This window comes from Bradyrhizobium cenepequi (genome assembly GCF_020329485.1).
GTDB lineage: Bacteria > Pseudomonadota > Alphaproteobacteria > Rhizobiales > Xanthobacteraceae > Bradyrhizobium > Bradyrhizobium cenepequi.
In genome coordinates, this window is the sequence record NZ_JAGKJI010000010.1 from 35,964 (window position 1) to 58,857 (window position 22,894).

Consider the following 22,894-nt stretch of genomic DNA (forward strand, 5'->3'; position numbering starts at 1 on the left):
GGCTGCGATGACGATTCTCAAGCCAGCGATGGCGGCTTTGTCGGCGTCAATAATTGCGACGGGCGTTGGATTCCTGGTCTCACTGCCAGCAGGCAGTCAGGCCGCCTCTGGGAAGGTTCAACTCGTCGACGCGGCTGGCAATATGCGCATACCGGACAATTACCGCACGAGCTATGAATACCTCGGAAGTTGGTCTGTCGCAGGCGACGAGAAGGGTGCGAAAGAGATGCACACTGTTTACGCCTCGCCGGGAGCTGCGGAGGCGTATCGCGCTACGGGCAAGTTCCCTGATGGATCGGTCTTGGTAAAAGAGGTCCAGAGCACAGCGACTGAAGAAATGACCACGGGCACGGTCAGTCATGTAGATCGTCTCAAGGGTTGGTTCATGATGGTGAAGGACGGCAAGAACAGCCACCCTGACAACAAGCTGTGGGGTAACGGCTGGGCCTGGTCCTGGTTTGATGCTGACAATAAGGTCAAGACCACCTCGAAGGATTTTCGTACTGATTGTCTGGGCTGCCACGTTCCAGCCAAGGCGACGGATTGGATCTATGTCTCCGGTTATCCCGGACTGAAGAAGTAGGTGCGAAATCGCCAAAATGGTGGTCCGGCCAAAGCCGGCTATGAAAGCCAGTGATCGGAGCGATTATGAAATCCAGCAAACCTCTTCGGAAATGCGTTTACGGACCGATGATGGTTCTTCTTATGTCTTTTTTCGCGACTGAGGGGAGTTCGGCGGCGGATACATCGACCGAGAAGAAAATCACGAAGCTGTTCCTCACCTCGGGCCAAGTCGATCTTGCAAGAGAAGTGGTAAGATTGCCGCTTCATCGCGGTCGCCTTTCCTCCGGAGAGACAGTTTGGTTCGTTCTCACCGACGTAAGCGATTTCGCCACTTCCGAGAAAATGGGCCTCACATGGGCGCCGAGCCTCAGTGAGGCAAAAGACCTCGCGAGCACGCGGGTTGCGGAAATGGATGAGGCCAATAACTTCACCTTCAAATCGGGGCGGGTTGATTTCTCACCAGTTCAGACGTTGACGGCCGGAGAGACGCCAAACTTCTTCCCGCCTAGGTTGGCGCGGGCCGGGTCTGTCGGGGATGCGCACTATAGCCCGCTGGTCCGGGTGGCAAACCGTAATGACATTGTTTTCAACGCCCCCATGATCGCCTTCAACGTCGGACCAGAGAAGATCTCGTTCTGCGGCGGCAATCCCGATTACTCGGTTGTGACCGACTCGGTGGCAAGCATCTGCCCTGACAATGGCACCGTCGACTTGAAGCTGCGCTTCGGATTTGCGGACGGCAAGCATCTGCGGTACCTCAGCTTCGACGCCAACTCCGAGGAATCAGCAGCGCTCGAGGCATCCACCTTTGCGCCCGCCGAAAGCGACATCCTCCAAAGCGGCGCGACGGAGGTTATCTACACAATCGTAAATGGTAAGACCGGTCCGAAGGATCCGGAGCGCCAAGGGCTTAACAGCGCGCTCAGTGGCGAAGGCCCTTCACTCGACATCCTTGCGAATTTCAAGGAGATCAGTGCCGGATATTCACCGATGTGGGATGTTCAACTGGCCGAGTGGACCAAAGAGACTATCGAAAAGAATCAACGAAAACTTATCACTGACGGTGACGATATTACAGCAAAAAGCGAAGCTGGCTTGTTGGTAAGCCCTGTCGGAGGTCCGGTTAAAACGATCGGACATCTGGTGAACTGCCCAGTCGTGGGTTTCACCAACGAATGATTCTTCGACGAAGGAGATCGGCGAGTCTGAGGTTTCAGCACGTCTGCGGCAGCAGATCGCCGACATGGTCACCTTCTTCCAGATCAGGAAAGCTCCCAACGAAGGACTGCACGCGCAGCTTCGCGACTTCGTCGAAGCAGATGATCGACTGGTGTCTTTCGCTGAGGGAAAGTGACAAGCAAGAGAACCAAGCAAGAGAACCAAGCAAGAGAACCAAGCAAGAGAACCAAGCAAGAGAACCAAGCAAGAGAACCAAGCAAGAGAACCAAGCAAGAGAACCAAGCAAGAGAACCAAGCAAGAGAACCAAGCAAGAGAACCAAGCAAGAGAACCAAGCAAGAGAACCAAGCAAGAGAACAGCGCGTTCAAGTTTTCTCGATCGGCCGCAAACGTGCCGATGTGATCGTGCGAATTTGAAAGCGGCTGCTAGTAAACTACACCTGAAATCCGGTAACGGTTGGTGCGGTGCGCGGTGACCGGTTCGCAATTGAAGTCCGACATCGCGTGGAGCTTAGTAAATAGCGAACCTGGTTTGGGAGCGCGCGTCGCGATGAAGGAAAATCCGGAGAAGGAAAGCTCTGAGCGAAGAATTCCTCGGCGTGATCTGCTTCGCCTGACCATCGCCGGGAGCGGCGCAGTCGCTGCCGGCGCATTGCTGCCGCGGCCGGCACCCGCGCAATCGGTCGATATGAAGGATAAGCGCAGGGCGCGCTATCAGGCCGATTCCGCCGAGGTTCGAGACTTCTACCGTGTCAACAGCTATCCCGGCGCTCGCTAGAGGGAGGCGTTCTTGCTGATTAGGAAGTCCGATCGTCGTCGAGGAAGTGCAAAGCCCGTTCTCGCTGAAGCGAACAGGCCGGGCGGCGGATTGGATCGACGCACTTTTCTGAAGCGTTCGGGAATCGCGGCCGGCGCGCTCGCGGCGCTCGGCGAGCTCGCGCTGAATGGTGTGCGCAAGGCGGAGGCCGGCCCACCGGCGGCTCCGGGCGCGCCCGTCGCGACCCGCAAGAATATCTGCACCCACTGTTCGGTCGGCTGCTCAGTGATCGCCAAGGTCTCGAATGGCGTCTGGATCGGGCAGGAGCCGGACTACGACAGCCCGATCAATCGCGGCTCGCATTGCTGCAAGGGTGCTGCGGTCCGCGACGACGTCCTGAGTGAGCGGCGGCTGCGCTATCCCGTCAAGCTCGTCAACGGCCAGTGGATGCGGATCTCCTGGGAGACTGCGATCAATGAGATCGGCGACAAGCTCATGGAGATCCGCCAGAACGCGGGGCCCGACTCGGTGTATTGGCTCGGCTCGGCCAAGTTCACCAACGAGGCGGCCTATCTCAACCGCAAGCTCGCGGCATTCTGGGGCACCAACAATTCCGACCACCAGGCCCGCATCTGCCACTCCACGACCGTCACCGGCGTAGCCAACACCTGGGGCTACGGCGCGATGACCAACAGCTACAACGACATCCGCAACGCTCGGACCATCCTGTTGATGGGCGGCAATCCGGCCGAGGCGCATCCGGTCTCGTTGCAGCACATCCTCGAGGGCAAGGAGCTCAACCGCGCCAACATGATCGTGGTCGATCCGCGGATGACGCGGACGGCGGCGCACGCAACCGAATATGTCCGGGTGCGCCCGGGAACCCATATCGCCACAATCTACGGCATGCTGTGGCACATTTTCGAGAATGGCTGGGAGGACAAGGAATTCCTCAGCCAGCGCGTCTACGGTGTCGATGAGATCCGCAAGGCGGCGGCGAAGTGGAACCCGAAGGAGGTCGAGCGCGTCACCGGCCTGCCCGAGGCGCAGGTCAAGCACATCGCCGAACTGTTTGCCAAGCAGAAGCCGGCGACGCTGATCTGGGCGATGGGGCAGACGCAATTCACTACCGGCACCGCAAATGTCCGCGCCAGTTGTCTCTTGCTGCTTGCCACCGGCAATGTCGGCATGCCCGGTGCTGGAGCCAACATCTTCCGCGGCCACACCAACGTGCAGGGCGCGACCGATCTCGGCCTCGATGTGACGACGTTGCCGCTTTATTACGGCCTTGCCGAAGGTGCCTGGCGGCATTGGTGCCGAGTGTGGGAAGTCGACTACGAGTGGATGAAGTCGCGCTTTCCGAGCAAGACGCTGATGGAAACACCGGGCATTCCGAGCACGCGCTGGTTCGACGCGACCTTGCTGCCGAAGGACCAGATCAGCCAGCCCAATCCGGTGCAGGCCATGTTCGTCATGGGGCATGGCGTCAACACCATCACCCGGATGCCGGAAGCGGTGCGCGGCATCGAGAAGCTCGAGCTCCTGGTGGTGTGCGATCCCTATCCGACCGCGTGGTCGGTGCTCTCCGAGCGCAAGAATGGCACGTATCTCCTGCCGGCCTGCACGAGCTTCGAGATGGAGGGCTCGCGCACCGCCTCCAACCGCTCGCTACAATGGGGCGAAAAGATCGTCGAGCCGGTCTTCGAATCCAAGAACGATTACGACCTGATGTATATGCTCGCGCGCAAGCTCGGCTTTGCCGAGGCGATGTTCAAGAACATCAAGGTCGAGTACGGCGCGGTGTCGGCGGAGGACATCCTGCGCGAGATCAACCGCGGCGGCTGGTCGACCGGCTATTGCGGGCAATCGCCGGAGCGGCTCAAGGCGCATATGAGGAACCAGGCCAAGTTCGACCTGGTGACCCTGCGGGCGCCGAAGGACGATCCGGAAGTCGGCGGCGACTATTACGGCCTGCCATGGCCGTGCTGGGGCACGCCGGAGTTCAGGCACCCGGGCACGCCGCTCCTCTACAACAACAATCTTTCGGTGAAGGATGGCGGCGGCAGCTTCCGCGCGCGGTTCGGCGTCGAGCGTGTCGTCAAGCGCAAGGTGATGGAGAATGGGCAGGAGGTCGAGCGGGAGGAGCACGACAATCTCCTCGCCGAGGGCTCCTATTCGGTCGGCTCCGACATCAAGGACGGCTATCCCGAATTCACGCTGGGCGTGCTGAAGAAGCTCGGCTGGGACAAGGAGCTGACGCCGCAGGAAATGGAGATCATCCGGCGCGTCAATTCGGCCGACCCCGATAAGGTGTCTTGGTCGCTCGATCTGTCCGGCGGCATCCAGCGGGTGGCGATCGAGCACGGCTGCTCGCCTTACGGCAACGGCAAGGCACGCATGATCGCCTGGAATCTGCCCGATCCGATTCCGGTCTACCGCGAGCCGATCTACACGCCGCGTCCCGACCTTGTCGCAGACTATCCGACCTTGCCCGACGCCAAGCAATTCCGCGTGCCTAACATTGGCTTCTCCGTGCAGAAGTCCGCCGTCGATCGTGGCATCTCAAAGCAGTTCCCGCTGATCCTGAGCTCGGGCCGGCTGGTGGAATATGAAGGCGGCGGCGAGGAGACGCGCTCCAACAAGTGGCTCGCCGAGCTGAAGCAGTACATGTATGTCGAGATCAATCCGGCCGACGCCGCCCAGCGCGGCATCAAGGACGGGGGCTGGGTGTGGGTGACCGGCGCCGAGAACAGCTCGCGGACCCGCGTCAAGGCGATGGTCACCGAGCGCGTCGGCAAGGGCGTCGCCTGGATGCCCTTCCATTTCGCCGGCTTTTTCGAGGGCGACGATCTGCGCGCCAAATATCCGAGGGGCGCCGATCCGATTGTGCTCGGCGAAAGCGTGAACACGCTGACGACCTATGGCTACGACCCTGCAACCGGCATGCAGGAGCCGAAGGCGACGCTCTGCCAGATCAGGGCCGCGTGAGAGGAACAGACGATGGCACGCATGAAATTCCTTTGTGACGCGGACCGTTGTATCGACTGCAACGCCTGCGTCACCGCGTGCAAGAACGAGAACGAGGTGCCTTGGGGCATCAACCGCCGCCGCGTCGTCACCATCAATGACGGCAAGCCCGGCGAGCGTTCGGTGTCGATGGCCTGCATGCATTGTACGGACCCGCCCTGCGCGTCGGTCTGCCCGGTGAACTGCATCTTCCCGACCGAGGACGGCGTCGTCCTGCACAATAAGGATCAGTGCATCGGTTGCGGCTACTGCTTCTACGCCTGTCCGTTCGGCGCGCCGCAATACCCGCAAGTCGGCAATTTTGGTTCGCGCGGCAAGATGGACAAGTGCACCTACTGCGCTGGCGGCGGTGGACCGGAGGCGCCGGGCAGCGCGGCGGAATTCGCCAAATACGGCTCGAACCGATTCGGCGACGGCAAATTGCCGCTGTGCGCGGAGATGTGCTCGACCAAGTCGCTGTTGGCCGGCGATGGCGACATCATCGCGCAGATCTACGGCGAGCGGGTGCGCAAGCGCGGCTATGGTTCCGGCGCCTGGGGCTGGACCACGGCCTATCACGATGACGTCGAGGTCTGAGCGGACAGGCTCATGCGGGCCCGCGATGGGCGCGGGATGAGAACAGGGTGATGGTTATGACGTTTCTCGCACGCTTTCGTCTGGCGACCTTCGTCCTGGCGTTGCTTGCGATCGCCGCGGCGGCGCCTGTCTTTGCGCAGAAAGTGAATCCGGACGGCGCGCCAAATCCGACCGCGAGCGTCACCAGCCAGCGCGAGCTGCTGCAGCAGGTGCCGCGCATCACGGGCCGCATCGACATTCCCGACACCAAAGCTAGCGTGCTGATCCAGCCGGCTGGACGGACCTGGGACTATTTCCACCAGGTTCTGCTGCGCCGGGGTGGCGCGATCGTGATCCTTGGTACGGTCCTGCTGCTGGCGATTGGCTATCTGATCCTCGGGCGGCTCCGGATCTCAGCCGGGCGCTCGGGGCAGAAAGTCGTTCGCTTTAAGGCGTTCGAGCGTTTCGCGCACTGGCTGACGGCAGCGTCCTTCATCATCCTCGGACTGACCGGATTGAATATCACCTTCGGCAAGGCCGCGCTGCTGCCGATTGTCGGGCCGGACACGTTTGCCGCCATCTCGCAGGTCGCGAAATACGTACACAACTTCACGAGCTTCGCCTTTGTGGCTGGCCTGGTCCTGATCACGGTGATCTTCTTCAAGGACAATCTTTTGGAGAAGGTGGATATCGACTGGCTCAAACAGGGCGGCGGCTTCATCAAGAATAGACACGCGCCGGCGGGCCGCTTCAATTTCGGCGAGAAGATCGTGTTCTGGCTGTCGATCTCGGCTGGTATCGCCGTTTCAGCTTCGGGATTCTTGCTGCTGTTTCCGTTCTATGGGACCGATATCCTCGGCATGCAGCTCGCACAGATGGTGCACGCCGTGGTGGCCATCCTGTTCGTCGCCCTCATCCTCGCTCACATCTATATCGGCACCGTCGGGATGGAGGGCGCATTCGAGGCGATGGGCACCGGCGAGGTCGACCTCAACTGGGCCAAGGAACACCACGATCAATGGATCGCCAAGAAGCTTGCGGGCGAGAACGGTCGCGGCGAGCCCACGGCGACGCCGGCGGAATAGCGGCTGCTGTTCAGCTACGGTCGCGATTGCCGCGGCGAGGCGCTTCCGCCTCACGCTCCCGCAGATAGTCGTCGGTGGTGCGGACCGTCGGGCTGGCCACACCGTAGGATTCAAATCCCTGCTCGGCGACGAAGTTGACGCGGCAATCGTCGCACATCTTGATAACGTCGAGCTTGCGCGGTGAGCCCTTGTACATCCAGTGCTTGCCTTCGAGCTTGGCAGCCACGCGCTCGATCGTGCTCTTGACGCCGAACGGCTTGCCGCAGCGGATGCAGCAGAACGGCTCTTCCTCTTTGAGGATCCGGGCGGGAGCTCGTGCCGCGCCAAAATCGATCCGCGGCACCAACGTAATCACCTTCTCCGGACAGGTCGACTTGCACAGGCCACACTGGACGCAGGCATCTTCGACGAACCGCAGCACAGGCCGCTCGGGATCGTCGCGCAAGGCGCTGGTCGGGCATGCCGATACGCAGGACAGGCACAGGGTGCAGCCGGACGCATCGACTTCCACGGCGCCGAACGGTGCGCCCACGGGTAGCGCGATGATGTCGGCAGGCGCTGGTGCTGCGCGATGCAGTTCGCCGAGCGCGAAACGCAGCGCGTCGCGCTTCTTCCCCGTGGCCCGGAAACTCGCCGGGCGCGGCGCCGTCGGCAACGACGGAATCGCGCGCAACGTCTCGAGCAGCACGTCCGGATCGTCGGTCTCGATGGTGGCGATCCGCCCGGTGCCGAAGCCCAGCCCGGCCAGGATCGGATCGGCGATCGCCATCGTTCGCGTCAGGCCTGCGACGTCATGGCGCGGTTTTCCCCGCAGCAGGAAGCGCATTGCGGAGGCGCCATAGGCGAAGGCGGCGGCGATGCTCTCGAGCCCGATCTGCGTGACCTCGTTGACCGCAAACGGCAGCACGTTGGCCGGCAGCCCATCGCCGAACCGCGCCAGCGCATCGATCAGCGGCGCGCCATGCGCCTCGTCATGCACCAGCACGATCGCCTGCTCGCCGCCGGCTTCGCGGTACGCGATCAGCATCGCGCGCAGCTTGCGCATCAGCGCATCTTCCGGCGGCAGCGCATAGGACGCGGCGCCGGTCGGGCAGGCCGCCGCGCATTGGCCGCAGCCGGCGCAAATATTCGCATCGATCGCGACATTATCGCCGGCCGGCGTGATCGCGCCCGCGGGACAGAGGTCGAGACAGCGGGTGCAGCCGATGCGCCCCGAGCGCGAATGTGCGCACAGCTTGGCGTCGAACGTGACGTAGCGCGGCTTCTCGAACGTGCCGACGAGATCGCGCGCCTTGAGCACGGCCTGCAGCATCGCCGCGGGCGAAGCGGGGTCGGCGCGCAGATAGCCGTCGCGCAAATCCGCAGCCGGGAACAATGCCGCCCCGCCGGTTAGGTCGAGGATGATGTCGCAGTTCGATCGCGTATTATTTCGCGTGGGGCCGAACAGCAACGTGCTGCGCGAGGAGGGCGCGGCTTCGGCGAAATCGTCGACCGTGACCTCGAAGGCGCCGAGATGGCCGTGTGCTGCGGTCACCTTTCCCTTCGCCACCGGGAATTCGTCACTGCGCGGTGGCGCGATGGCGGCGGGCGGCTCGATCAGTACGGTGACGTCGAGATGGTCCTTGAGCAGATTGCCGGCCTCGATCGCGGTCTCATTGCGGCCGCAGATCAGGATGACGCCGCCGCTTTCGAGTTCGATAGACGGCACTGATGGGGCAGTCTCGGCCGCCGCCGCAAGCAGCGCCGCCATTTTCGGTCCGGCGCGCGCCGCGTCGTTAGACCAGCCGGCGGTCTCGCGGATGTTGGCGAATTGTATGGATTGTGTGCGGCCGCTTTCTTCGGCCGCGTCGGAGAACAACGCCGCCTCCTGGGTGCAGGCGACGGTGAGCGGGCCGTCTTCGGCGGCAATGGCCCGGAAGCGATCGAGTTCGACGCGACAGAGCTGCGTTGCCGTCGTTGGCTCGTGACGGCAGCCACGGCTGATAGCATCGCCGTCGAGCGGCATCGTGCCCTCGCAGGAGCAGATCAGAAGACGTCTTGCGAAATCAGCCATGCTGTCACAACCTTGTGTGTCTATCCGGTACGCCCGGCGAAACTGGCCGGGAATTTGTGGAAAGTATATACTGGCTCTCCCGAAGAACAGGACGGACTTGCAAGGAGCATCGGATGAGCGCGCCGCGTGACTTCTGGCTCGCTTGCGGCCAACATCTGCTCGACCGCGAAGAGAGCGGCCGCCAGTTGGTCACGGACGACTTCCTGAAGGCCTTCGGGGCGCGGCCCGAACTGATGCCGCCGCCGGAAGCCTGCGCGGCCGAGCAGGAACTGCGCGGCGCGCTGCTGCGCGAACCGCGGCGGCTGAGCTCCGACGCCACGCGCATTGGTGACGCGATCTGGGATGACGATGATCTCGATGACCCGGCGCTCACTCAGTTGATCGACCTGTTCCGGCTGACGTTCCGCGATTCCACCTATATGATTGAAAAGGTCAGGGGCGAGCCGGTCTATCTGGTGCTCGCCATGACAGCCGACGAGGCGTTGCGGCTGAAGCCGCAAAACCTCATCACCGGCTTGCCGGTTGCGAATGCGGAGGCAGTCACTTGATATCGACAGCGCTTGAGCGCATTTCCGTAGGTGTCGTGGTCGAGCGGCGCAAGGGCAGGAGTGCCTGGGCCGACTTCCTGTGGCGGCCGGTTTCGGTGTTCGCCGGAAGCCCCTCGGCCGCGCCATGGACGCTGCTCGATAGGCAAGGAGAGGTGACGTTGTTCTATGCCGGCGAAGCGATGATCGAGCTGCACCGCACCGAGACCACCAATTATCGCGACAATCTTGCATCCGGCTCGCCCACCCTATGGATCAACTTGCGCCCGACCGGCTCCGAGCCGCCTTACGAACTGCTCGCGGTCACCGCGGATCCGGCCGAGGGCGAGGCGTTCACCGACGCCGGCAGCAATCTGGTCGACGTGGTGCCGATGCCCGCAGGTATCGTTGAAATCGTCGAGCGATTTGTTGCCGAGCATCATGTCGAGCGCCCCTTCATCAAGCGGCAGCGCGACCGGCAGGTGCCTCCGGCGTAGGACACGAGAGAGAACGGACCGTGGCTGAAGAGCACAATGTTTTCCTTCGCTGGGCGCGGCTGAAGCAGGCCGCGAAAGAAGGCCGAGATGCGGAGGCTGCTCCGACAGACAGTGAAGAAACGACCGCGCCGCCTGTGATTGAGGCGGCAAGCGATGAACCGTTCGACCTCGCCAGCTTGCCGTCCATCGAATCGATTGCCGCCAATACCGATATTGCCGCATTCCTGCGCGCCGGCGTGCCGGCCGAATTGACCCGCACGGCATTGCGCCGGGCCTGGGTTAGCGATCCCGCCATTCGCGACTTCATCGGCATTGCGGAGAACCAGTGGGATTTCAACGATCCGAACGCGATCCCGGGGTTCGGCCCGCTTGATCCAACGGAAAACGCCGCCGATCTTCTCGCAGAGGTTTCGAGGCGACTGCAGCAGATTCCGGATGCGCTTCCGGACGTGTCATCGCCGGTCGACCCGCCTCGGTCCGCGGCAGCCGATTCTGCAGAGCCCGTTCTCGATCTGCCTCTCGCGACAGGCGGGCCATCGCTTGTTGATGCCAGTGCACAGTCGAACGAAATGCAGGACATCGGCGCGCAGGGCGAGCAAACGCCTGCCGACGAAGCACAGGATTCTCCCCGAAAACGGCGTCATGGCCGCGCATTGCCGCGATAGCGATCGACAAAAGGGGTATGTCTTTCCGGATCGAACGATGACGGATTCAATTTCAAAGGACTCTGCAGGGCGCATCGTCGATGAGATCGACCGCGCCCGGGCACAGGAATATGCGCTGCTGACGACCCTGCTCACCCGCAGCCCGGACGCGCAGCTTCTTTCCCGTCTCGCCGGCTTGCGCGGCGACGCCAGCCCTATCGGCATGGCGCACATCGCGCTGGCCGAGGCGGCCCGCCGCACCGATGAAGAGCGCGCGTCGCGCGAGTTTTTTGCGTTGTTTGCCGGCCTCGGGGAGGGGGCACTGCTGCCCTATGCGTCGCATTATCTTGCCGAGACGTTATACGGACGCCCGCTCGCTCGGCTGCGCGATACACTTGATGGTCTCGGCATCGAAAAGACACCGGAGCGGAAGGAGCCGGAGGATCACGCGGGATTCCTCTGCGAGATCATGGCGGGCCTGGCCGGTGGCAGCATCGCCGCGCCCGATGGCGCCGATCGCGACTTCTTCGAGCGGCATCTTTCGCCCTGGATCAAGCGCGCCTTCATCGACCTGGAACAGGCAAAATCGGCTGATTTCTATGCATCAGTTGGCGCGCTCGGCCGCACCTTCATCGACATCGAAGCTGAGGCATTCGCACTTCTCGTATGAACATTGCTTTTTGTCCGAGGCTGGAACTCGTTCACTACGGAACTATGCTACAAATTGATGCGAAGAGGAGAAACACGATGCGCGCGTTCGCCTGGGCTTGCCTGTTCGGAGTCGTCATCGCTGTTGGAGCGGCGCTGATTCTCGACAATTTCGTGCAGGAAACGGCGGCGACGGCCTTTGCCGAGCCGAGCGCCAGAGTCTAGTGACGATGATCCGCAACAGCCGCGGGTCACGAGTTCTAAGCCGATAGCGCAGACTCATTGAGTGGAGAGGGAGCTGCCTCACGATCCGCTCAATGATTTCAGCAATCGGAGGGAGCACATATCAGCATGTTCCAAACGGCTTTGTGTACCTATGGGAGAAAGTCAGTCGGAAGGCCATTCCGGAGGCTTACGGAGAGGGCTGGCGCGAGTTCTCGATGGGAGGGAGAGATCGTGCTCCCTACATGTCTCGTATGTCCAGCCAAACTAGACCCATAACGATGGTTACGATCGGCCACGGGTGGCAGTTCGCGAAGTCGATCATCTCCCTACCGACCGCGACTATCCCCACCGAAAAGCACAAGAGGTAGACCAGCCAGGGCCAGTCCTTGTGCTTAGTCTCGGCCTTCGACTCGTGTACCTTTAGCACTGTCCATGTGGCTATACTGTTGTTCATTCTCGGCGCCCCAGACTTTCTTTATCACCTCTTGAGAATATTCTCGGTAGCTGTGAACCCGTTCCGGGCGCACGGCAAGGCTGGTGGTGCTTGCCCGTCGTCGCGCCAAACGTTACCTATGAATCAGCAATGGAGGAGGTTGCCCGTATGGCGGTCAATGCTGACGACACGCTTTAATTGACAGGTCTGTTCGAGCTGCGAGCGGCGTGGCGATTGGCATCGTTTGCAAGGCGCCGCGGGTACGTTTGTCAAAAACGCGGCTTGCCGTCGGAGCTGTCGCTGCGTCAGAGTTGTATGCCTGCTTTCTCCGCGATGTTGCTGCGGCGATCGAGGCGGTGCCGGAAGCGTTCGGCAAGCGCGGCTACGGCGTCTATGTGCTGGCCGGAACGGAAAGCATCATGAGAACGTTGCTTCCCGCAGACTTCGGACTGTTGCTGCAGGCCGACGACGATCTCGGGCACGTGTTGATTGGCGTGACGCGATAATGGTAGTCGGTGGGACAAGCTGCAGATCGCGCGATGCTACCTCATGCGCCGGCAACTCCGCACAAACGGTCTGACGTCCGAGCAAGCTGGCCGGCGTAGATGACGAGGCCCTCCGCCTCATCATCAACGGATACACCCGCGAGGCGGCTGTCCGCAGCCTCGAACGGGAGATCGGCAAGACGCTGCGCAACGTCGCGGTCCGGATCGCGGAGGAAAGCGCGAGCGCCGTCAGGCTGACCTCGAAGGACATCGGCGCCGTGTTCGGCCAGCCTCGGTTCGAGAGCGAGGTCGCGATGCGGACGAGCGTCCCCAGCGTCGCAACGGGTTTGGCGTGGACGCCGGTCGGCGGGCGACATCCTGTTCATCGAGGCCACGCGAACGGCCGGCGAGGGCGCTCTCATCCTGGCCGGACAGCTGGGCGACGTCATGCGGGAGAGCGCCCAGGCCGCATTGACCCTCGTGAAGGCACGGTCGTCGGAGCTCGGCGTTGGCCTCGGCGTGCTCGAAGGAAGCGACATCCACATCCACGTGCCCGCAGGCGCGAGGCCAAAGGACGGACCGAGCGCCGGGGTCGCGATGTTCACAGCTCTCGGGTCTCTCTTCACAGGTCGGAATGTCCGAAGCGACACGGCCATGACGGGGGAAATCTCGCTGCGGGGCCTTGTGCTGCCCGTCGGCGGGATCAAGGAGAAGGTCGCGGCCGCGGGCTTGACGCGCGTCATGTTGCCCGCCGTAACCGCCGCGGCTACGACGACATCCCCGCCGGCGCCAGGGAGAAGCCTGAGTTCGTATGGCTCGAACGCGTCGACGACGCAATCGCTGCCGCGTCGGAGGAACCCAGGCTGCGCCGACAGTAGGTGTTGCGACGCAGACCGAGCACTCCGCGGTGGCCGCGCGGCACGCGCGGTGACAGCGCGACCTGCCGTCCGACACCCGTGCGTCGATCGGTCCGTCACGAATCCGGCTCCGCGATCGAGGCTCGGGGCCTCCTGTTGACGCGCGTCGGAATACATTCGAGCGAATTCATAGAGTTTCGCCGGCCGCTGAGCCGGATCATTCATGTTAGAACTGAATATATCTAATTCGGCTGCAACCACTACTCGGTCAGCGGCAACTGGATACTTGTTCGGCGTCTTCAGTCGAAGGCAACGAAGATCGAACCGATCAAGACCCCAGATCAGGTTGGAGCGCGGAAGGGCCCTTCACCCGCAGGCTGGACGCCTGCGTGAGATGGCATCGACCCGCTGTGCCGAAGCCGAGCTGATATGGGCCTGAGCACTATAAAGGCTTCCGGACGTGGCAGGCGAGCCGTTCTGGCGTATATCGCGACAAGACCTCGACAAGTTGATGACCACCATGGACGTCACCTTCGTCACGCTGTCGGAGTGCGCGCTTGCGGCGGGTGCGCACATGGCGGTCGCCCGCACCAACGCCTCCACCATCCACTACTGTCTTCGAGGCGCCGGAGTCATCCTCCTGGACGACGAACCCCCCATACGCCTGACGCCGCACACGCTGGTGATCGTCCCGCCTGGGCGGGCAATGACAATCGCCGCGACGGAGTACCCGACCGCACCACGGAACGCCGCCAAGCACGGCAAAGGCGCCTTCGCGCCGGGCTCGTTGCGCAGGCACACCGTCGGAGACGGCGAGCCGACACTGGTGCTTGCGTGCGGGACCTTCCGAGCCAACTACGGGCCGGCGCTGGACTTGTTCGCATCCCTCGCAACGTCCATTGTCGAGACGTTCGACGTGCACGACCAGCTCGACCAGGTGATGGCCTACGCGATGGCTGAGCTCGCGGCCCAGGACGTTGGTGGAGGGCCGATGTCGGCGGCGCTGCTGAAGCTCGTGCTGCTCGCGCTGCTTCGGCGCTGCCTGGTCTCGACGAAAGCGTGGGTGGAGCGCTTCTCGATCTTGAGCGACCCCCCGATCGCGCGGGCTTTTGCCGAGATGGTCTCTCGCCCGTCATCGCCGCACACCGTTCAAAGCCTGTCGCACGCCGTCGGTCTCAGCCGCTCAGCTTTCATGGCGCGCTTCTCCGCCGCGTTCGGAGAGTCGCCCATGTCCCTGCTGCGTCGCGTAAGGATGCGCCACGCGGCAGACCTGCTCGCAGCCAATGCGCTGTCGATCGACCAAGTCGCGCTGAACGCCGGCTACCAGAGCCGGAGCAGCTTCACGCGCACGTTCCGCAGATACTACGGCAGCGACCCGTCAGAATACCGTGCCCAGGCCCAGCGCACCCCGTTCTCAAGCGCCGCACCGGCCGAGGATGCGATCGAGGAATCCGATGCAGCCTGACGCCGGCCTTCACTCTGCGAGAGCGTAGGCACCGCCGCGCGCGACCGCGGCGAGGTATGCCGGCCGCGACTGGAAACGAGCGCACCTAGGCTTCGAGGTTTGGATAGCGCGAACGGTCCGTCCACCGGCCTGCCAACTCTCCGGCGAAGCTCAATTGAATGTCGGCGCCGGACTGTCGAGCAGATAGTCGCCGCCCCCGAGGCAGCGGTCGATGCTGCCAAGGTCGTTCGCGAGCTCGCGCTCGATCCGTGCCTCGATTGGAGCGGCCCTTCGCCTATCGAGCGGCGTTCACCTTGAGCACTACGGGTTGGATCGCGGATCCCTCTGCGTAGTGCATCCAGAAAACATAGTCGTCGTAGGCAGGGTCGGCGACGTCGGGCTGAAGCCGGCCGTCGCCCTAGTGCCGAAACACCTAGTCGATGATCGCCTCTGACTCCGTGACGGTTTTTCCCCAGTCGTAGATACGGCCCACGAACGGCGAGATCAGGAAGGCACCAGCCTCAGCGTTCGCGACCGCCTGAGCCCGGTTCAGCAGCAACGTCATGTTGCACTTCACGCCTTCGTGTTGGAGGATCTCCGCTATGCCTCGCGCGTGGCAAAGGTCATCAGGCCCTGCTTCTTCAGGCGGGCTTTCCCGACTGCTCTTCCTCGAATGTCACTGCGACAGCCGCGTTCGCAGAAAGGCGAACCCTCTGCCCCTCGACGTCGGCGACCAGTCCGAGGTCGATGAAATGCGCGTGCCCCTTGTGCTGGCCCTCGCCGCTGTCGCGTTTCGCGAGCCTGATGCGACCGTTGGCGACACCGTCGACGGTGCCGACGTGGACGCCGTCCGCGCCGATCACTTCCATGTTCTGGGCGATCTTGTCCGTGGTCATTTGGTCTCTCCTTTGGTTTCGCTGAATGCGCTGGAGTCATGCGTCGTCCGCCAAGCGGAGGCCCGCGATTGCCAACGCGTGTGCGCGGGGAAGGGTAGCTCAAAGCTTGTTTCCTGAAAATCGGCCGACGTTGTCTTTCACCATGACGAACCAGCTAGCGAGGGTGCCGGCACTGCTTACGGTTCCGGTTGTCATAATGCATTCACGTAGTGATGAAACGATAAGCGCGCCAGCGCAAAGGGCGTCGTCAGCAGCGCGGTATAAGCAAACAGAAAGGCGGCGCGGAGTGCGCCTCAGCCAAGCATGAGCCAGGCTTGGTTGAAGGAGCCGCTGCGTAGAGCTTATTACACGTTTCTCAACCTCGTGGAGCATCATAGTAAAGAGTCGACAGTCCATCGATTCGAGCCGGCGAGACCCAGAAATAGGGCGCAGCACATCGCAGTGAATACAGAGTAGTCGAATGGCGACTTGATCCCAAACGAGATCGCCATGGCTGAACCGAATAGGAAGAGCAAGCCCGCGCTGCCGAAAGCCGCCCACCGCAGCGCGAGTCCGAGTACCAGCGTAACGCCAAATAGGAGCTCCAGCACCGTCGCGGCTGTGCCGAGAAAGGGTATCATCCATGCTGGTGCGAACGCATTTACCTTGGCCGCGTAGCCCAAAAATCGCTCGAATGTTCCCCAGGAAACTCCGCGCTCGCCTGGATTGCCGTAGAACCCGAGCCGGTCGCTGACCGACAACAGGAACGAGACTCCCAGTGTCGCGCGGCTTCCCAGCGAAAGAAGATCGAGGGCAAGAGAAGCTCGTTGCTCCGCGGATTGCAGCTTGAGGATGGGTTGGCCACGCGAAGTGCGCAGGACGCCGCGAAGCGTTTCGGTTGTTGCCATCATGGCGCAATCCTACGGTTGGGGCACGAACCTTGGGAGCGACACGGCGACAGCCAGGCCGACGGCTCGATAGTTTCATGGAGGCCTCTTTTGCTGCTCGCGCGGCACGGCGCAACGGCTTCAATCCCTGTCGAGGCGGCCGCGCGTGTTCGGCCTGCCCAGCCGACCTCAGCATCGGACGCCGCCGGGAAATTAGAAATTCCCTTTGGGCATGCATCTGATAGGCGTGAGTATCTTCGTCCAAAGCGCTGTGCCCGCGCCGACGTCCGTCTGTCTGCGATCAGCCGTCGAGGAGTGCGCCGTACTCGGGGCGTCGGGCCGCGTAGAAAGACATGAAAGGGCACAACGATTCATCGTGCACACGCCGTGAGGCTGCGCCCGCCGCTGGCCAGAGACACCGCAGTCGCCGTCAGGCGGCGTTCCTCCGCGGCAACTTCCACTCCGGGCGAACGAAGTGGCAGGTGTAGCCGTTCGGATAGCGTTCCAGGTAATCCTGGTGCTCGGGCTCCGCCTCCCAGAAATCGCCGGCGGGCGAGAGCTCGGTCACGACCTTTCCCGGCCACAGCCCTGAGGCTTCGACGTCGGCGATCGTATCTTGCGCGACGCGTTGCTGCTCCTCACTGGTGTAGAAAATCGCAGATCTGTAGCTCGCGCCGCGGTCGTTGCCCTGCCGGTGGGGAGTCGTCGGGTCGTGGATCTGGAAGAAGAACTCCAGCAGCTCGCGGAAGCTCGTCTGGCTCGGATCGAATGTGATCTCGATCGCTTCCGCGTGCGTGCCGTGGTTGCGGTAGGTGGCGTTCTTGACGTCGCCGCCCGAGTAGCCGACCCGCGTCGAGACGACGCCGGGCAAGCGCCGCACCAGCTGCTGCATTCCCCAGAAGCAACCCCCTGCCAGGATCGCGCGCTCTGTGGTCGCTGCCATTGTCAAACCTCCTGCTTTGAGAAGAGCTTTGAGTACTCGCCGTACCCCTCGCCCTCCAATTGGTCGCGGTGGATGAACCTCAAGGAGGCCGAGTTCATGCAGTACCTCAACCCGCCCTTGTCGCGCGGCCCGTCCGGGAAGACGTGGCCAAGGTGGCTGTCGCCGTGCTTGGAGCGGACCTCGGTCCGTGTCATGCCGTGCGAGCTGTCCACGTTCTCGACGACGTTCGCGGCCTCGAGGGGCCGCGTGAAACTCGGCCAGCCCGTGCCGCTGTCGAACTTGTCGAACGACGCGAAGAGCGGCTCGCCGGAAACCACGTCGACGTAGAGGCCAGGCTCCTTGTTGTCCCAGTATTCGTTGGCAAAGGGGCGCTCGGTTCCGTCAGTCTGCGTGACGCGGTACTGCTCGGGAGTCAACTTCGAGACCGCTTCTGGGTTTTTGCTGTAGGTCGGCATTCGCGGTACTCCTTTTTGTTCTGCATTGAAGATAGGCACTGGGTCGTCGACCGTCCAATTACCTCCGGCTATCGAAACGATGCTATCGACGCAGGGCGCACGGCAAGAATCACTGCTTTGGCGGGCTTGGTCGGGGTGATTTCGTCCTCGATGTGCTTGTTCCGCAGGCCTGGCCATGCTTGCGGCCTTGTTGAAGACGGTGGTGGCAATCGCAGTAGCATTGCTCTCGGCCCGCTTAATCGTCCGCCACTCTTCGCCATCCTCTCACGGCACGGTGGGGAGGAGGTCTTCACCGCTACAGCGCTGCTGATCGCGCTCGCTGCCGGCTCGTCAGCTGCCATGGTCGGACTGTCAATGACGCTCGGCGCGTTTCTGGGCGGTATACACGGTGGCGGAGAGTCCGTTCAAGGCGAGCGTGCGCTCGGAAATCGGGCCTTTCCGCGATCTCCCGGTTAGCTTCTTTTTCCTCTCGGTCGGCGCTTCGCGGGCGCTACCCTCGCAGCTTAAACCGGAGGCGGCCGCAGAACCCGAATGAGCGCTTTCGGATAAAGCTGGATCCTATCGAGCGCCGCGCGGCTAACCGGCGCGATGACCCAAAAACAAAGGTGTCCCGCCAGCGCTATATCCTTCCTTTAAAACTGTGTTCGGCCGCTATCTCATACGTTCGGCAAAGAACTGCGGAACAGCGGGCATCACAGACGAACGCGAATGATCGTCTTCCCCGCTCGGTCGGATTGAAAGCGGCGACGGCATCGTCGAGCGTCGCGATGTTGCCGATGTTCGTCCGCAGTCGTCCGTCACGAACGCGCTGAACGATCTCACCCAGTTGGGCGCGACCGGATAGGAGAACAAAGTCGATCGTCAGGCCGCGCGTCGGTCGGCCCATCCAGGGCGTAGATTGCGGGTATCTTGCCGTTGGGGTTGAGCGCGAGAAAGGCCGGTTCGTGGCTTTCGTCAGCCAGGATGTCGATCCGGTGCGGCTCGTAGGCGAGGCCCGTTTCCTCAAGGCATGATGCCGACCCTCACCCAATTGGGCGTCCGGGCGGAAAAGAGTAGCGGCCGATCGGGGTACTGCGCTGGCCAGCGCGTGAAAATTGGATGATCGCGCCGCGTGACCCTTCTCACCGGCAAGACTGTCGTTCGCATCCTCGTCGAGAACAAGCGGGCTCTCGGCGTCGAACTGATCGACAAAGGCCTCGAGACGATCATGGCCGGCGAGGTAGCGCTGTCGGCCAGCACCGTCCATAGCCCCGCGATCCTAATGCGCTCGGGCATTGGGCTGGCCGAGCAGCTGCGCCAGCGCGGTATCGCGGTGATCGTCGACGCCAGGCCAAAGAGTAGCGCCATCGTCGACAGCTGTCGTAGCGCACATATGTCAGGGGCGCTGTCGCACCGCCGTCCCAAGATTATTGTCGACCAGGTACCGCCAGAGTCCATCCGCGCCGCGGCTCACGATGTCGCTTGCCGAGCCTCCAAGGTGCACGTGCTTGCCGTCGGGACCTGTGCCATCAATTGACCAGTCCAGCACGATCTGGGCGATATCGTCGGCGACGAATACATGGCGCGCCTTGGCCTCCAGCGGCAGGCCGAGGCCGAGATCGCGCTCGAGTTCGGCGGCGATCTCGGTGTGATCAGTGATGGTTCGCCCGTCTTTCGCGATGAACACGGCTTCCGGAGTATATAAGTCCATCATCGAGCTGACCTTGCCGGAGTTAAATCGCTCAAGCAGCGACGCGACAAATGCCTTCAGGTTCAGTAGGGAATGAATAGGACTCGGACATCAAGGGTCTCGTCTTCGTGTTGGTTGAACTGCGATGCGGTGATGATACGCACGTTGTGCCAGTTATTGATCGTAGTGCCGGACGAACTTTTCCAATAGCCGATGCGTATAGTTTTCATCGCGACGGGGAATGGCGCGGTGCCAGTCCTCAATCCATTCGTAAATCGAGGCGAGTTGCACAGGCCGCTATGGCGTCACGCCGCGCGGCGAGCGGCAATAACGATCGTCTATCGACTCTATGGCCAGAGGTAATTTCCCTCGCTGGCGTCGCAAGGTCACTCTCCAAAAGCATGGTCCAATCGTCACCCCGGTTGATTACGGCTAGCTCGGACAGCCGGGCCAGCCCACGCAGGAGGATTAAGACATGGCGAACGCAACAGCAGCGAATTCTAAAGAGGCCGTCTATTTCAGTGTACCGTGGGAAGATGCCTACGGATATGCACAGGCGATCAAGGCTGGTGATACTATCTATATCTCCGGCCAACTCAGCCACGATGAAAAGGGGAACCTGATCGCGCCCGCGGCCCTCGAACCATCCGGTAAGCCGGCCAACTTCTCGATGATGGAGCATCAGATGCGGGCGACCTACGCCAACGCCGTCAAGCTTTTGGCTCGCTTCGGAGCGACGCTGGACAACGTCGTAGAGGAAACGCTTTACGTCCTCGACGTGGATGCGGCATTTGCTGCTGCTGGCAAAGTGCGTAAAGACGCCTATGCGACAGAACGGCCCCAGTGCGCCAGCAATCTGATCGGCGTAACAAGGCTGGCTTTTCCCGAACAGCTCATCGAGATCACCTTCAAGGCTGTGCTCGCTGGAACAGAATCAAGCCGGAGTTGATATCCGATATAGCCCTAGGACCCATGTCGCACCGCACGACCTGACAAGTTTCACCATGACGTTTGCAGCCTCGAATGGCGGCGTGGCGTCACCAGGGTGCCGACCGCCAGCATCGCACGGCTGCCGATGCGCTGCGCAAGACCTCCGGCCGTGCGTGACCCACTGCGATGCGTCGAACCCAGCGCCCAGTTCTGACTGCACCTTCGGAAGCGCGAGGTTGACGACGGAGCTGTCGATGAACCCGAGGCTGGACCCGAGTATGGACGTGGGCAGCACCCAGGGGGGGTCGCGTCCAAGCGGGGCGAACCGCTGATGGCGTCTCACAGGGTGCCTTCTGGAAGCCTACCAACCCGATCCTCCTCGCGCCGATGCGCCCAACCTACCGCAGTCCCAGACTGCGAGGTCTTGGCGCTAGATGACGGGACCTTCCAGCTAGGACGTGGAAGCGGCCTGGCGCAGCGAGGCCAAGATTTGCGCCGGCTCCTCCCGTATCGTGAAGTCGGGCTCGACGAACGCGCTGCGGATCCGGCCTTCTGTGTCGATCACGTAGGTCGCGGGAGTGGGCAGCATCCAGACCGGTGACCCGTGGCGGGTGCCGAGGTCGAAGCCTAGCCCGGAATAGTGCGCTTTGGTCTCGTAAGGCACCCGGAACAGTATGCCATACGACATGGCAACGCCGTAGTCGACGTCCGAGAGCACCTTCAGGTCCAAGCCCAGGCTCCGCTTGAGCTGCCGCGGGAAGTCCCTCGTCTCGGGTGTCACGACTGCGAGGGTCGCGCCGACGCGCTCGAACTCATCCTTCGCGGCCTGGAGGGCGCAGAGCTCAGCGGTGCAGAACGGACACCAGCCGCCTCGGAAGAAACTCAGGACGAGGGGTCCGTTGCGGCGCAGCTGTTCGGAGGAGTGGAGACGGCCGTCAGCGTCTGGCAGGAGAAAGTCCGGCGCGGTGTCTCCGACCTTCAACGCGTGCGATGCCACGTCTGTATCGCGCAGCCAGCCCACGAGGTGGTTGTATGACTCCCAGTCCGCCGCGCTGAACGTCGTCAACAGCTCGGTGCGAATCTGGGCGAGTGTCTTGTCGGTCTGGTTTGGCATCGGTGGGGCGTCGTCAGGCTGCGGATCGATTGGCTGGAAGCGGTTGGCCGCCGGCGTGCGTGTCGTGGTCATGCGGGCGCGCTCGCCACCCCCGGGAGCCTTGCGTGCGGCATGCCCCTGTGGGGGACTTCGAACGACCAGTCGCGAAGCCGCGCGACCTTGACGAAAGCGTCCAGCGCCGGCGAGTAGCGGCGCCCCTGCACAGCCAGCAATCGCACCTCCCGAGAAACCGAATCGCCTTCGAGTGGAATGGTCTTGAGCGTCGGAAGGCGCGGCATGTGCTCGGGCGCGAGTATCACGCCGAAGCCAGCGGCGGCCATGTGCTGCAGGTGCAAGTCGTGACCGCTGCAGTGGCCGAGGTGGGGCGGTTCCTCGGGAAAATACGACCGTTGGATCTTCGCGGCGATGTCGCATCCGGCGCGTTCCAGCAACACGGTCTCGCGAAGGTCGTCGATGCCGATCGAGGGACGGTTTGCAAGCTGGTGTGTCGGCGCGAGAACCGCGACGTAGCGCTCCTCGAACAGCGACCAGTCGTCGATGCGGGGGGGGATGTCCTGCACGTCCCCGACCATTGCGGCGTTGATCTCCCCCTCGAGCAAGAGGTCGACGAGCTTCTCCGCTGCGCCCTCGCGCAGCTCGACGTGAAGTCCAGGGACGAACTTTGCGATCTCCGCGATCGGATCGAGAACGAGCGACGCCGAGATGGAGGGGGCGAGGCCGATCTTCAGTGGCGCGACCTCCTTGCGTTGGAACTCTTGCGCTCTGCGACGCACCGCCTCTGCCGAGACCAGTGTGCGCTCCAGCATCGGAAGGACTTCCTTCCCAAGGTCGGTGAGCTGCGTCAGCTGGCGCTCGCGGTAGATCAACTGGCCGCCGAGCTCCTGCTCGAGCTTCTGCACCCCCTTGGTCAGGGCGGGCTGCGTGACATTGCACTGCTCGGCTGCGCGGGTGAAGTTGAGTGTGGACGCGACGGCGAGGAAGTAGCGAACTTGATGAAGCTCCATGGGTTGTTCTCCGTCAAGGTGCGACTGTCTATACTGACGAG

23 protein-coding genes and 5 pseudogenes are annotated in these 22,894 nt (G+C 62.5%); 17 read left to right on the forward strand and 11 right to left on the reverse strand.

Going from position 1 to position 22,894, the window contains the following annotated elements; translation table 11 throughout:
* Window positions 1-7 precede the first annotated feature (7 nt).
* From J6497_RS13900 to J6497_RS13930, 7 genes are all read left to right on the forward strand, one after another.
* Window positions 8-583: a cytochrome P460 family protein gene (locus tag J6497_RS13900; RefSeq protein WP_225704834.1), complete on the forward strand. Its 576-nt coding sequence runs from the start codon at window positions 8-10 to the stop codon at window positions 581-583.
* Between the two features lie 65 nt (window positions 584-648).
* Window positions 649-1,743, forward strand: a complete 1,095-nt coding sequence (locus tag J6497_RS13905; protein ID WP_225704835.1) for a DUF7482 domain-containing protein — start codon at window positions 649-651, stop codon at window positions 1,741-1,743.
* Window positions 1,744-1,883: 140 nt separating this feature from the next.
* Complete coding sequence (locus J6497_RS13910) at window positions 1,884-2,159, forward strand: hypothetical protein (protein ID WP_225704836.1); 276 nt, start codon at window positions 1,884-1,886, stop codon at window positions 2,157-2,159.
* 55 nt (window positions 2,160-2,214) lie between these two features.
* Window positions 2,215-2,520 carry a hypothetical protein gene (locus J6497_RS13915; protein ID WP_225704837.1) on the forward strand — a complete coding sequence of 102 codons (306 nt, stop codon included), beginning with the start codon at window positions 2,215-2,217 and terminating at the stop codon, window positions 2,518-2,520.
* A gap of 12 nt (window positions 2,521-2,532) precedes the next feature.
* Window positions 2,533-5,487 (forward strand): formate dehydrogenase subunit alpha, encoded by a 2,955-nt coding sequence (locus tag J6497_RS13920; RefSeq protein WP_225704838.1) that lies wholly within the window; start codon window positions 2,533-2,535, stop codon window positions 5,485-5,487.
* A 12-nt stretch (window positions 5,488-5,499) separates the two neighbouring features.
* The gene (fdh3B, locus tag J6497_RS13925) at window positions 5,500-6,102 is read left to right on the forward strand and encodes a formate dehydrogenase FDH3 subunit beta (protein ID WP_225704839.1); all 603 of its coding nucleotides are present in this window, start codon (window positions 5,500-5,502) and stop codon (window positions 6,100-6,102) included.
* 56 nt (window positions 6,103-6,158) lie between these two features.
* Complete coding sequence (locus J6497_RS13930) at window positions 6,159-7,166, forward strand: formate dehydrogenase subunit gamma (protein ID WP_225704840.1); 1,008 nt, start codon at window positions 6,159-6,161, stop codon at window positions 7,164-7,166.
* A 10-nt stretch (window positions 7,167-7,176) separates the two neighbouring features.
* Here J6497_RS13930 and J6497_RS13935 read toward each other — a convergent pair whose 3' ends face one another.
* Window positions 7,177-9,171, reverse strand: coding sequence for a 4Fe-4S binding protein (locus J6497_RS13935; protein ID WP_225704944.1), 1,995 nt, complete (start codon window positions 9,169-9,171; stop codon window positions 7,177-7,179).
* Between the two features lie 161 nt (window positions 9,172-9,332).
* Between J6497_RS13935 and J6497_RS13940 the strand changes: the two genes are divergently transcribed.
* From J6497_RS13940 to J6497_RS13970, 8 genes and pseudogenes are all read left to right on the forward strand, one after another.
* On the forward strand, window positions 9,333-9,767 hold the full coding sequence (locus tag J6497_RS13940; RefSeq protein ID WP_225704841.1) for a DUF6352 family protein: 435 nt from the start codon (window positions 9,333-9,335) through the stop codon (window positions 9,765-9,767).
* The gene (locus J6497_RS13945) at window positions 9,764-10,240 is read left to right on the forward strand and encodes a DUF3305 domain-containing protein (RefSeq protein WP_225704842.1); all 477 of its coding nucleotides are present in this window, start codon (window positions 9,764-9,766) and stop codon (window positions 10,238-10,240) included. Before J6497_RS13940 ends, J6497_RS13945 begins: the two co-directional genes overlap by 4 nt.
* 20 nt (window positions 10,241-10,260) lie before the next feature.
* Entirely contained in the window at window positions 10,261-10,905 is a 645-nt protein-coding gene (locus tag J6497_RS13950; protein ID WP_225704843.1) for a DUF3306 domain-containing protein, read from the forward strand.
* 37 nt (window positions 10,906-10,942) lie between these two features.
* Window positions 10,943-11,554 carry a TorD/DmsD family molecular chaperone gene (locus J6497_RS13955; RefSeq protein ID WP_225704844.1) on the forward strand — a complete coding sequence of 204 codons (612 nt, stop codon included), beginning with the start codon at window positions 10,943-10,945 and terminating at the stop codon, window positions 11,552-11,554.
* Between the two features lie 77 nt (window positions 11,555-11,631).
* Window positions 11,632-11,757: a hypothetical protein gene (locus tag J6497_RS41235; RefSeq protein ID WP_283844424.1), complete on the forward strand. Its 126-nt coding sequence runs from the start codon at window positions 11,632-11,634 to the stop codon at window positions 11,755-11,757.
* Window positions 11,758-12,417: 660 nt separating this feature from the next.
* Complete coding sequence (locus J6497_RS13960) at window positions 12,418-12,696, forward strand: glycosyltransferase family protein (protein ID WP_225704845.1); 279 nt, start codon at window positions 12,418-12,420, stop codon at window positions 12,694-12,696.
* Window positions 12,697-12,709: 13 nt separating this feature from the next.
* Window positions 12,710-13,553 (forward strand): annotated as a pseudogene (locus J6497_RS13965) (S16 family serine protease); the annotation flags it as partial.
* 490 nt (window positions 13,554-14,043) lie between these two features.
* On the forward strand, window positions 14,044-14,997 hold the full coding sequence (locus J6497_RS13970) for an AraC family transcriptional regulator (RefSeq protein WP_225704846.1): 954 nt from the start codon (window positions 14,044-14,046) through the stop codon (window positions 14,995-14,997).
* Between the two features lie 436 nt (window positions 14,998-15,433).
* Here J6497_RS13970 and J6497_RS13975 read toward each other — a convergent pair.
* The 7 genes and pseudogenes from J6497_RS13975 to J6497_RS14000 all read right to left on the reverse strand — a co-directional run.
* Window positions 15,434-15,577, reverse strand: a pseudogene (locus tag J6497_RS13975) (transaldolase family protein); the annotation flags it as partial.
* 40 nt (window positions 15,578-15,617) lie between these two features.
* Window positions 15,618-15,872: a DUF2171 domain-containing protein gene (locus J6497_RS13980; RefSeq protein ID WP_225704847.1), complete on the reverse strand. Its 255-nt coding sequence runs from the start codon at window positions 15,870-15,872 to the stop codon at window positions 15,618-15,620.
* A gap of 371 nt (window positions 15,873-16,243) precedes the next feature.
* Window positions 16,244-16,762 carry a DoxX family protein gene (locus J6497_RS13985; protein WP_225704848.1) on the reverse strand — a complete coding sequence of 173 codons (519 nt, stop codon included), beginning with the start codon at window positions 16,760-16,762 and terminating at the stop codon, window positions 16,244-16,246.
* A gap of 406 nt (window positions 16,763-17,168) precedes the next feature.
* Entirely contained in the window at window positions 17,169-17,681 is a 513-nt protein-coding gene (gene msrA / locus J6497_RS13990) for a peptide-methionine (S)-S-oxide reductase MsrA (RefSeq protein ID WP_225704849.1), read from the reverse strand.
* Window positions 17,682-17,683: 2 nt separating this feature from the next.
* Entirely contained in the window at window positions 17,684-18,136 is a 453-nt protein-coding gene (gene msrB, locus J6497_RS13995) for a peptide-methionine (R)-S-oxide reductase MsrB (protein WP_225704850.1), read from the reverse strand.
* A gap of 619 nt (window positions 18,137-18,755) precedes the next feature.
* Window positions 18,756-19,028: pseudogene (locus tag J6497_RS41555) on the reverse strand (hypothetical protein); the annotation flags it as partial.
* Window positions 19,012-19,282, reverse strand: a pseudogene (locus tag J6497_RS14000) (glutathione S-transferase N-terminal domain-containing protein); the annotation flags it as partial. The pseudogenes J6497_RS41555 and J6497_RS14000, both read right to left, overlap by 17 nt.
* On the opposite strand from J6497_RS14000, the gene J6497_RS41560 reads away from it, so the two are divergent.
* Window positions 19,248-19,652 carry a GMC family oxidoreductase N-terminal domain-containing protein gene (locus tag J6497_RS41560; protein ID WP_312010288.1) on the forward strand — a complete coding sequence of 135 codons (405 nt, stop codon included), beginning with the start codon at window positions 19,248-19,250 and terminating at the stop codon, window positions 19,650-19,652. The pseudogene J6497_RS14000 and the gene J6497_RS41560 sit on opposite strands and share 35 nt — an antisense overlap.
* Here the strand turns inward: J6497_RS41560 and J6497_RS14010 are convergent.
* Window positions 19,572-19,904 (reverse strand): annotated as a pseudogene (locus J6497_RS14010) (YybH family protein); the annotation flags it as partial. The gene J6497_RS41560 and the pseudogene J6497_RS14010 overlap by 81 nt on opposite strands.
* A gap of 376 nt (window positions 19,905-20,280) precedes the next feature.
* Between J6497_RS14010 and J6497_RS14015 the strand changes: the two are divergent.
* On the forward strand, window positions 20,281-20,754 hold the full coding sequence (locus J6497_RS14015) for a Rid family hydrolase (protein WP_225704851.1): 474 nt from the start codon (window positions 20,281-20,283) through the stop codon (window positions 20,752-20,754).
* A 432-nt stretch (window positions 20,755-21,186) separates the two neighbouring features.
* Here the strand turns inward: J6497_RS14015 and J6497_RS14020 are convergent, their stop codons facing one another.
* A complete protein-coding gene (locus tag J6497_RS14020; protein WP_225704852.1) occupies window positions 21,187-21,921 on the reverse strand; it encodes a peroxiredoxin-like family protein in 735 nt (244 codons plus the stop codon).
* A complete protein-coding gene (locus J6497_RS14025) occupies window positions 21,918-22,853 on the reverse strand; it encodes a LysR family transcriptional regulator (protein WP_225704853.1) in 936 nt (311 codons plus the stop codon). Before J6497_RS14025 ends, J6497_RS14020 begins: the two co-directional genes overlap by 4 nt.
* Between the last annotated feature and the right edge of the window lie 41 nt (window positions 22,854-22,894).

Excerpts from the sequence above, each read along its gene's own strand:
- J6497_RS14015 (WP_225704851.1), top strand. The coding sequence starts at position 20,281 with ATGGCGAACGCAACAGCAGCGAATTCTAAAGAGGCCGTCTATTTCAGT.
- J6497_RS41235 (WP_283844424.1), top strand. The coding sequence starts at position 11,632 with ATGCGCGCGTTCGCCTGGGCTTGCCTGTTCGGAGTCGTCATCGCTGTT.
- J6497_RS13905 (WP_225704835.1), top strand. The coding sequence starts at position 649 with ATGAAATCCAGCAAACCTCTTCGGAAATGCGTTTACGGACCGATGATG.
- J6497_RS13910 (WP_225704836.1), top strand. The coding sequence starts at position 1,884 with ATGATCGACTGGTGTCTTTCGCTGAGGGAAAGTGACAAGCAAGAGAAC.
- fdh3B (WP_225704839.1), top strand. The coding sequence starts at position 5,500 with ATGGCACGCATGAAATTCCTTTGTGACGCGGACCGTTGTATCGACTGC.
- msrB (WP_225704850.1), bottom strand. The coding sequence starts at position 18,136 with ATGCCGACCTACAGCAAAAACCCAGAAGCGGTCTCGAAGTTGACTCCC.
- J6497_RS13940 (WP_225704841.1), top strand. The coding sequence starts at position 9,333 with ATGAGCGCGCCGCGTGACTTCTGGCTCGCTTGCGGCCAACATCTGCTC.
- J6497_RS13930 (WP_225704840.1), top strand. The coding sequence starts at position 6,159 with ATGACGTTTCTCGCACGCTTTCGTCTGGCGACCTTCGTCCTGGCGTTG.
- J6497_RS13955 (WP_225704844.1), top strand. The coding sequence starts at position 10,943 with ATGACGGATTCAATTTCAAAGGACTCTGCAGGGCGCATCGTCGATGAG.
- J6497_RS13970 (WP_225704846.1), top strand. The coding sequence starts at position 14,044 with ATGACCACCATGGACGTCACCTTCGTCACGCTGTCGGAGTGCGCGCTT.
- J6497_RS13985 (WP_225704848.1), bottom strand. The coding sequence starts at position 16,762 with ATGATGGCAACAACCGAAACGCTTCGCGGCGTCCTGCGCACTTCGCGT.
- J6497_RS13980 (WP_225704847.1), bottom strand. The coding sequence starts at position 15,872 with ATGACCACGGACAAGATCGCCCAGAACATGGAAGTGATCGGCGCGGAC.
- msrA (WP_225704849.1), bottom strand. The coding sequence starts at position 17,681 with ATGGCAGCGACCACAGAGCGCGCGATCCTGGCAGGGGGTTGCTTCTGG.
- J6497_RS13935 (WP_225704944.1), bottom strand. The coding sequence starts at position 9,171 with ATGCCGCTCGACGGCGATGCTATCAGCCGTGGCTGCCGTCACGAGCCA.
- J6497_RS13900 (WP_225704834.1), top strand. The coding sequence starts at position 8 with ATGACGATTCTCAAGCCAGCGATGGCGGCTTTGTCGGCGTCAATAATT.
- J6497_RS14020 (WP_225704852.1), bottom strand. The coding sequence starts at position 21,921 with ATGACCACGACACGCACGCCGGCGGCCAACCGCTTCCAGCCAATCGAT.
- J6497_RS14025 (WP_225704853.1), bottom strand. The coding sequence starts at position 22,853 with ATGGAGCTTCATCAAGTTCGCTACTTCCTCGCCGTCGCGTCCACACTC.